This is a genomic window from Azospirillum sp. B4 (genome assembly GCF_000333275.1).
Lineage (GTDB): Bacteria > Pseudomonadota > Alphaproteobacteria > Azospirillales > Azospirillaceae > Nitrospirillum.
Window position 1 is genome coordinate 21,351 of sequence record NZ_BACU01000090.1, and the last position, 6,014, is coordinate 27,364.

Below are 6,014 nucleotides of genomic sequence, written 5' to 3' on the forward strand. Positions count from 1 at the left end.
TTTCCCGCTGGATCAGTGGCCGGCGTCGGGGTTGGCGTCCGCCTTGGGCTCCCCATGGGGAGCTTCGGCGGGCGTTTCGGCAGAGGGCGTCTCAGGGTTGGACGGTTCCACGGCATGCTCGGTGCCCGGCGTCTCAGACGTCGCCGGGTGGGCGGAGATGGTTTCCGCGTTGGCGGCCGGGATGAAGGAGGACGCGGGGTTGGCGACCGGCGGGGTCAGGCCCTCGGCCGCCAGGGCCTCGCGATGATGCGTCAGGATGTGGTCCAGCGAGGCGGCGTACACGCCGCTGAAGCTCTTCGGGTACACACCCATCATGATCACGATGGCGATCAGCGGCGCGAAGTAGATGATCTCCTTGCCGTTCAGGTCGGGCATGGCGATCACGTCCGGCTTCTCCAGCTTACCGTAGAACAGCTTGCGATAGAGCAGCAGCATGTAGGCGGCGCCGAAGACCAGGCCGGTGGAGGCGAACAGGCCCACCCAGGTGTTGGCCTCATAGGCGCCCAGCATGGATAGGAACTCACCCACGAAGCCCGAGGTGCCGGGCAGGCCGACCGAGGCCAGCATGAACAGCATGAACACCACGGCGTACTTGGGCATGTTGTGCGCCATGCCACCGTAGCGGGCGATCTCACGGGTGTGCAGGCGGTTGTAGACGACGCCGATGCAGAGGAACAGGGCCGCCGACACCACGGTGTGCGACAGCATCTGGAACATGGCGCCGTCCAGGCCCTGGGCGTTGGCGGAGAAGATGCCCATGCTGACGTAGCCCATGTGGGCGACCGACGAGTAGGCGATCATCTTCTTCATGTCGGTCTGCGCCAGCGCCACCAGCGAGGTGTAGATGATGGCGACGACCGACATCACGAACACCAGGGTGGTGTAGGTGGCCGAGCCGATGGGCAGCATCTGCAGGTTGGCGCGGATGAGGCCGTAGCCGCCCATCTTAAGCATGACGCCGGCCAGCATGACGGAGCCGGCGGTCGGCGCCTCCACGTGGGCGAAGGGCAACCAGGTGTGGAACGGCCACATCGGGGTCTTCACCGCGAAGGCGGCGAAGAAGGCCAGCCACAGGATCTTCTGCATGGACGGGTCGAAGGTGTGGTCCAGCATCACCCGCATGTCCATCGTGCCGACCTGCAGGTACATGGCGACGATGGCCAGCAGCATCAGGACGGAGCCGATGAAGGTGTAGATGAAGAACTTGTAGGCGGCGTAGATGCGCCCCGGACCACCCCACACGCCGATCATCAGGAACATCGGCAGCAGGACACCTTCGAAGAAGATGTAGAACAGGATGAAGTCCAGCGCGGTGAACATGCCGACCAGCATGGTCTCCAGCAGCAGCAGCGACATCATGAACTGCTTCACCCGCTTGTCGATGCTGTCCCAGGAGGCCAGCACGCAGATGGGGGTGAGGAAGGTCGAGGCCAGCACGAACCAGACGGAGACGCCGTCGATGCCGCGCAGGTACTGGATGCCCAGCGCGGGGATCCAGCTGTGCTCCTCCACCAGCTGGAAGCCGGCGCTGGAGGGATCGAACTTCACCAGGATGCCCAGCGAGACGATGAAGGTGAGGAGCGAGGTCGCGAGGGCGATCGCCTTCGCGTTCCGCGCCACGGCCTGTTCTTCGCCGCGCACCAGCAGGATGAGTAGGGCGCCAATCGACGGAAGGAACGTCGTCAGCGACAGGATCGGCCAATCAGCCATCTTATATGCCTCGTCCTGCTCAGGGCTTGAAGTAGAACCAGCCGACCAGCGCGACCACGCCGATCACCATGGCGAATGCGTAATGGTAGACGTACCCGGACTGCAGCCGGCTGACGCCGGCGGCGACGCCGCGAGTGGTCTTGGCGACACCATCGGGGCCCAGGCCGTCGATGATGGCGCCGTCGCCGGCCTTCCACAGGCCGAAGCCCAGGAGCATCGCCGGCTTCACGAACAGCGCGGTGTAGATCTGGTCGAAGAAGTATTTGTTGAAGACCAGCACGTGCAGCGGCTTCACGATCTTGGTGAAGGTCGCCGGCATGCTGGGAACCAGGATGTAGCAGACGTACGCCAGGCCGATACCCACCAGGCCCACCACCAGGGGCAGGAAGCCCACCCAGTGCGGCCCCTCATGGGCGGCATGGATGCTGTCATGGGCGTGCAGCACCTGAATGGCGCCGCGCCAGAATTCCGGCCGGGCCTCGTGGCCGACGAAGGCGTTGTAGCCCACGATACCGGCCAACAGGGCGCCAACGGCCAGCACGGTCAGCGGACCGGTCATGACCACCGGGCTTTCGTGCACATGATCCATGACATCCTTGGACGCGCGCGGCTTGCCATGGAAGGTCATGAACAGCAGGCGCCAGGAGTAGAAGGCGGTCATGAAGGCAGCGGCGATGCCCAGCCAGTAGGCGAAGTGGCCGACGCCGGTGCCGGAGGCGTAGGCCGCCTCCAGGATGATGTCCTTGGAGTAGAAACCGGCGAAACCATAGACACCGGGGATGCCTATACCCGCGAGGGCCAGGTTGCCGATCCACATCATCACCCAGGTATAGGGGATGAGCTTCCAGATACCGCCCATCTTGCGCATGTCCTGCTCACCGGACATGGCGTGGATGACGGAACCGGCGCCCAGGAACAGCAGGGCCTTGAAGAAGGCGTGGGTCATCAGGTGGAAGACGGCGGCCTGGTAGGCCGACACGCCGATGGCGAAGAACATGTAGCCCAGCTGGCTCATCGTCGAATAGGCGATGACGCGCTTGATGTCGAACTGGGTCATGCCGATCGTCGCGGCGACGAAGGCGGTCAGGGCGCCCAGCACCGTCACCACGGCCAGGGCGGTGGGGGCGTATTCAAACACCGGGCTCATGCGGGCCAGCATGAAGACGCCAGCGGTGACCATGGTGGCGGCGTGGATGAGGGCCGACACGGGCGTCGGGCCTTCCATCGCGTCCGGCAGCCAAGTATGCAGGCCCAGCTGGGCCGACTTGCCCATGGCGCCGACGAACAGCAGCAGGCAGGCGCAATCCAGCGCGGACACGTGCCAGCCCAGGAAGTTGAAGGTGGCGTGCGCCTTGGAGGCGGCGGCCGGGAAGATAGCGCTGAACTCGACGCTGCCGAAGATGATGAAGATGGAGAAGATGCCCAGGGCGAAGCCGAAGTCGCCCACGCGGTTCACCAGGAACGCCTTCATGGAGGCGTCGTTGGCACTCTTCTTCTCGAACCAGAAGTTGATCAGCAGGTAGGAGGCGACACCGACGCCCTCCCAGCCGAAGAACATCTGCAGCAGGTTGTCGGCCGTCACAAGCATCAGCATCATGAAGGTGAACAGGCTGAGATAGGACATGAACCGGGGCTTGTCCGGGTCATGGCTCATGTAGCCGACGGAGTAGATGTGCACCATGGTCGACACGCCGTTGACCACGATCAGCATGACCGCCGTCAGGGTGTCGACGCGCAGGGCCCAATCGACATGGAAGGCGCCGCTGGCCACCCAGTTGGCCAGGGTGACGACCTGCGCGTGGCCGTTGATGGCCACGTCGACGAACAGGTGGATGGACAGACCCAGCGCCACCAGCATCGCGGCGCAGGTGACGAGCTGCGAGCCCCGGTCCCCGATGCGGCGACCGAAGAAGCCGGCGATGAAGGACGCCAGAAGCGGCAGGAAGATTGCTGCGATAACGGCCATGGCGCTCAACCCTTCATCAGGTTGATGTCCTCAACCGCGATCGAGCCACGGTTGCGGAAGTAGATGACGAGGATGGCGAGGCCGATCGCGGCCTCCGCCGCCGCCACGGTCAGGATGAACAGGGCGAAGACCTGTCCCACGAGATCGTGCAGGAAGACCGAGAAGGCGACGAGGTTGATGTTGACGGCGAGCAGGATCAGCTCGACCGACATCAGGATGATGATGACGTTGCGGCGGTTCAGGAAGATGCCGAACACGCCCAGGATGAACAGGATGGCCGCCACCGACAGGTAGTGGCCGAGACCGATATCCATCACGGTTTCCATGGTTACACGCCCTCCCCGGTCCGGACCTTGACCACGGCCACCACGTCCTCACGGCGACGTGACACCTGGTCGGCGATGACCTGGCGGCGGGTGCCCTTGCGCGAGCGCAAGGTCAGCACAATGGCGCCGATCATGGCGACCAACAGCACCAGGCCGGAGGCTTCGAAGATGTAGGCGTATTGGGTGTAGAGCAGGTCGCCCAGCGCCTGGGCGTTGGCCACGCTTTCGGGCGTGGGCGCGGCGCGGACGCTGTCGGCCGGGCCGGCGTAGACCCAGCCGGAGATCACCAGGCCCAGTTCCGCCAGCAAGGCCGCCCCCACGGCGAGGCCCGCCGGCAGGTAGCGCAGGAAGCCCTTGCGCAGTTCCTGGAAGTTGATGTCCAGCATCATGACAACGAAGAGGAACAGCACCGCCACGGCGCCCACGTAGACGATGACCAGGATCATCGCCACGAACTCCGCCCCGATCAGGACGAACAGGCCGGCCGCGTTGAAGAAGGCCAAGATCAGGAACAGGACGGAGTGCACCGGATTGCGCGCCGTGATCACCAGCATGCCGGCAAGCACCAGCACGGCGGCGAACAGATAGAAGGCGAGAGCGGGCAGTATCATCGGCGGCTCTCCTTCCGGTGCGGGTTGCGGACGTTGGCGATCAAGATTTCTCTCCGGTAACCGGGCCCAGGACTTGGGTCGCTGGCTCTGGGTCGTTGGCGCGGGCGGTCCCGCGCGCGGGCATCACTTAAGGCGAAATCAGCGGTAGGGGGCATCCGCGGCGATGTTGGCGGCCAGCAGGGGTTCCCACCGGTCGCCGTTCGCCAGCAGCTTTTCCTTGTTGTAGAAAAGCTCCTCGCGCGTCTCGGCGGCGAACTCGATGTTCGGCCCCTCGACGATGGCATCCACCGGGCAGGCCTCCTGGCAGAGACCGCAGTAGATGCACTTGGTCATGTCGATGTCGTAGCGGGTGGTCCGGCGCGAGCCGTCCTCACGGGGTTCCGCTTCGATGGTGATGGCCAGGGCCGGGCACACCGCTTCGCACAGCTTGCAAGCGATGCAGCGCTCTTCCCCGTTGGGATAGCGGCGCAGCGCATGCTCACCACGGAAGCGCGGACTGAGCGGGCTGCGCTCATAGGGGTAGTTGATGGTCACCCGGGACTTGAACATGTAGCTGAAGGTCAGGGCGAAGCCCTTCACCAGCTCGGTCATGAACAGGCCGCGCGCCGTACGGTCGAGCCAGGCCATGTCGTCACCTCATTCCTTGATGCGGGGGGCGGCTCCCCCCGCGGTCACAAGTCAACTCGAAACATCCCGCGCCCAGGAGGCGGGGCGGCGATCCCTAGTGCGGCAGCTTGTCGAAGTAGACCAGGAAGCCGGCGGTCAGGATCACCCAGATCAGCGAGAACGGCAGGAAGACCTTCCAGCCCAGGCGCATCAGCTGGTCGTAGCGGTAGCGGGGCAGCGTGCCGCGCACCCAGATGAACACGAACATCAGCAGGCAGATCTTGATGATCAGATTCAGCGGACCGGGGATAAAGCCCAGGAGGGGGAACGGCTGCCAGCCACCCAGGAACAGGATGGAGGTCATGCCGCTCATCAGGATCATGCTGATGTACTCGCCCAGGAAGAACAGGGCGAAGGCCATGGCCGAGTATTCGGTGTGGAAGCCACCCACCAGTTCGGACTCGCCTTCCGGCAGGTCGAAGGGGGCGCGGTTGGTTTCCGCGAGCGCCGAGATGAAGAACACCACGAACATCGGGAACAGCGGGATGCAGAACCACAGGTGGGACTGGGCCCGGACGATGTCCGACAGGTTCAGCGAACCGACGCACAGCAGCACGGTGATGATGACGAAGCCGATGGAGACTTCGTAGCTGACCATCTGCGCCGCGGAGCGCAGGCCGCCCAGGAAGGCGTACTTCGAGTTGGACGCCCAGCCCGACATGATGATGCCGTAGACGCCCAGCGAGCTGATGGCGAAGAGATAGAGCACGCCGACGTTGATGTCGGACAGCACCA

At 64.4% G+C, this 6,014-nt stretch carries 6 protein-coding genes; all 6 read right to left on the reverse strand.

All coding sequences use genetic code 11. The annotated features are described in order from the left end of the window. Positions 1–12: 12 nt before the first annotated feature. On the reverse strand, positions 13–1,710 hold the full coding sequence (locus I55_RS04480) for an NADH-quinone oxidoreductase subunit M (protein ID WP_044559300.1): 1,698 nt from the start codon (positions 1,708–1,710) through the stop codon (positions 13–15). A 19-nt stretch (positions 1,711–1,729) separates the two neighbouring features. Next, on the reverse strand, positions 1,730–3,676 hold the full coding sequence (nuoL, locus tag I55_RS04485) for an NADH-quinone oxidoreductase subunit L (RefSeq protein WP_044559301.1): 1,947 nt from the start codon (positions 3,674–3,676) through the stop codon (positions 1,730–1,732). A 5-nt stretch (positions 3,677–3,681) separates the two neighbouring features. Beyond that, positions 3,682–3,990 carry an NADH-quinone oxidoreductase subunit NuoK gene (nuoK, locus tag I55_RS04490; protein ID WP_044559312.1) on the reverse strand — a complete coding sequence of 103 codons (309 nt, stop codon included), beginning with the start codon at positions 3,988–3,990 and terminating at the stop codon, positions 3,682–3,684. Positions 3,991–4,004: 14 nt separating this feature from the next. Continuing rightward, a complete protein-coding gene (locus I55_RS04495) occupies positions 4,005–4,613 on the reverse strand; it encodes an NADH-quinone oxidoreductase subunit J (RefSeq protein WP_044559302.1) in 609 nt (202 codons plus the stop codon). Positions 4,614–4,751: 138 nt separating this feature from the next. Further along, positions 4,752–5,240, reverse strand: coding sequence for an NADH-quinone oxidoreductase subunit NuoI (nuoI, locus tag I55_RS04500; RefSeq protein ID WP_044559303.1), 489 nt, complete (start codon positions 5,238–5,240; stop codon positions 4,752–4,754). A 94-nt stretch (positions 5,241–5,334) separates the two neighbouring features. Next, positions 5,335–6,014, reverse strand: a 680-nt coding sequence (locus I55_RS04505) for an NADH-quinone oxidoreductase subunit H (RefSeq protein ID WP_044559304.1), incomplete at its 5' end; no start/stop codon positions are given.